Annotated in this window: 2 protein-coding genes; both read left to right on the forward strand. The window is 33.5% G+C overall.

What is annotated here, in order from left to right; genetic code table 11:
* Positions 1–355, forward strand: a 355-nt coding sequence (locus AC5KOD_RS02865) for a nucleoside hydrolase (protein ID WP_496913029.1), incomplete at its 5' end; no start/stop codon positions are given.
* A gap of 1,351 nt (positions 356–1,706) precedes the next feature.
* Positions 1,707–2,609 (forward strand): hypothetical protein, encoded by a 903-nt coding sequence (locus AC5KOD_RS02870; RefSeq protein WP_496913030.1) that lies wholly within the window; start codon positions 1,707–1,709, stop codon positions 2,607–2,609.
* Positions 2,610–2,851 lie beyond the last annotated feature (242 nt).

Below are 2,851 nucleotides of genomic sequence, written 5' to 3' on the forward strand. Positions count from 1 at the left end.
CTTAACTCGGCAAGAGGTTGCCAAGTGGGAAAAAAGCGAAAACGGTGCTGGTCCCTTTTTCGCCTCAATGTTAGACTTTTATCTATCGGCTTATGAGACTTACCATCCTTATTTGGCTGGCTGTGCCTTACATGACCCATTGGCAGTGGCGATTGGCTGTCATCCAGAGTATATTGAACAAGAAGTGGCGCTAGCACTTAAAGTGGATCTGACCGATGAGTTCTTAGGACGAATCGCTGAAGATACGGCTCGAATTGGGGACGAGCCGAATGTAAAGGTGGTTACGTCAGTGACCACGGTGACGTTTGAGATGGAGTTTTTTGAGGTAATGGGAAAAGTGTTAGTAGAAGAGTAATGCTGTATAAGCAGAGAGTCTTTCGAGGAAGAGATTCTCTGCTTACTGTCACGGTTATTAGTAATTTGGAAATAGCTTATAAGAATGAACATTGATGTTATATTAACATAATTTTTCGATTGATCTCTGTCCGTAAAAAGCGGACAGGGAGTGGTGTGTGTTTGTGATGTAAACGGGTGAAAAATAGTCTTAAATCATTGATATCATTAGTTTTTTAATGACTATTAGAAGTTCTTTCTCTTATATTAAGGATGTCCGTGAATTACGGACGCAGGGATTATTTTTAATGAAATAACTGTTATTAATAAATGTTTAGTATTAAGTTTAAACAATTGAAAGGCCAATGTTATGTTAAATAAAATTTTCGATTGAATTATGTCCGTATAAGGCGGACATTAATGAGTATGTCTTTGTAATGTCAAAGGGTGGGGAAAAGACTTAAAGTGTTTCTGCATAGCGATTTTTAAATGACTGTTAAAAGTGTTTTCAGTTATATTATAAATGTCCGTGAATTACGGACACAGGGATTATTTTTAATGGAATAACTGTTATTAATGAATGTTTAGCATCAAGCTTAAACAATTGAAAAGCTACTGTTGTGTTAAAAGAAATTTTCGATTGAATCATGTCCGTATAAGGCGGACATTCGTGAGTAAGACTTTGTAATGTCAAAGGGTGAAAAAAGACTTGAAACCTTGCTACAGAAGCAGGTTTTAAATGAGTGTAAGACGGTTTTTCAGTTATATTAATAATGTCCGTAAAATCCGTACAAAGGGATTACCTCAAATGAAATTGCTGTTATTAAAGATCAAGTACGTTTAATTTTAACGAAAGAGAGGCTATTCATTAGTTATATCACACTTATCTAAGGCTGTCGATTTGCTAACAGGCCATTTTGAGGCTAACTAGCCCATAATATTACTACTTTACTTATTCTAATTTTTAACATCCCTATACCTTGGGGATTTGTTAAAAATTAGAGGTTCTTTTTGTGGTAATTTAGTCCCCGAAAGGGCAGATAAGCAAGTAGGTTGAGTAAATAAAACATAGGCAGATTATTCATTCATTCGACTTATATTTTAGAGAATCCGTAGTATGGTTTGCAGACGAGAATGTTAAATGTAGTCATCGTGAATAGCCTCTGATTATTAATTACCAAAATCATTTTTTTGTTCTGTATAAAATACTAAATTTAAGCCATTTTCTGATCATAGTTTAAGTCAGTTAATAAAAAAGAATCGACCAGTAAGCTATTCTTGTATATACTGATAGTACTAAGAAGTAACCTGTTACTTTCTAGTTCATTTTTATATGTTAAATGATCGAAGTGGTAGAGTAGGGAGAGAAACTGGTGAGACATAACAAAAATTTCTTTTGGGTAAAGCTATTACTGGTTTATAATGTATGTTTTGTATTGCTTTCTATTTGGTATAACATAAAAGCTGCTAGTATTACAAGCGTATTATTGCTTATCTTAGCGAGTTTGAGTGTGGTTAAAAGTAGTCAATTTATAAATAAGAAAGCAAGAAAAAAACAACTGTCTAGTAGTTTAATTATTCTTAGTTTGTTAACTACGATGTTAGCAATGAATTTGTTTTATAAGCAACCCATTAGTAAAAGTGCGTCTAATTTTGTAGAGACGGGTTTAAAAAAATTGTTTAAAGATGAAAAAACAAGTGAAAGTAGTGAAAAAACAGAGCTAACACCTGAATTATTAAAAAAGAAACAAACAGAGGCTTACAATCATTTGGCCGATTTGTTAAATAATCTGCCTAGTGATTATGTAACAACTGAAAGTGAATTTAATAGGCAACACAGGTCTAATTTTTTAACGAACACATTTAACATAATTCAGATTTTTCCTTATATTGTAACAAATGATCGACAAAGTATTGGTGAAGTAAAGTTAAACTATCATTGGCGTATTTCTTATATAGGTAAAGAAAAGTTAAATTTGAAAAATATCACCGTATCAACAACTAATCATAAGTATATTTTACCTATGTCCCATCTTGAGCAAGATAAAGCAAATGACACTATCGAATGGATTGATATTTTAATCGGTGAAGATGAACAGATGCTTATTGAAGATATGATCAATGCTAGTCAAGTGAGTTTTAGATTTCATGGGGAAAAGACGTCTGTAGCAAAAGAATTATCGATTGAAGAAAAAAATGCTCTTAAGGAGATGACAGAAGCCTATGAGGTCTATAAAGAAATAATAAAGTTGGATAAACAAGTTGCTGATTTATAAAAGGTATGGATCTAAGTCAATATCTTGGACACTTTTTGGGAGACTTTTTTGAAAAATGTCACTTTGAGAGTGTGCCATCGTTTCCCATCCCCCTCAAGCCCAAATCGCTTGACCGCTATGGGTAGCGATGACGAATGATACTCATGACTTTTTCGCAAAAAAATGGTAGGGGTGAAAGATCTAAGCTACTTGTTTAGCACGGTCCTCCATTTCTTGGGGCGTTAAATAGTTAATACTTCCAT

The sequence above is a fragment of the Vagococcus sp. WN80Y genome, assembly GCF_059621045.1.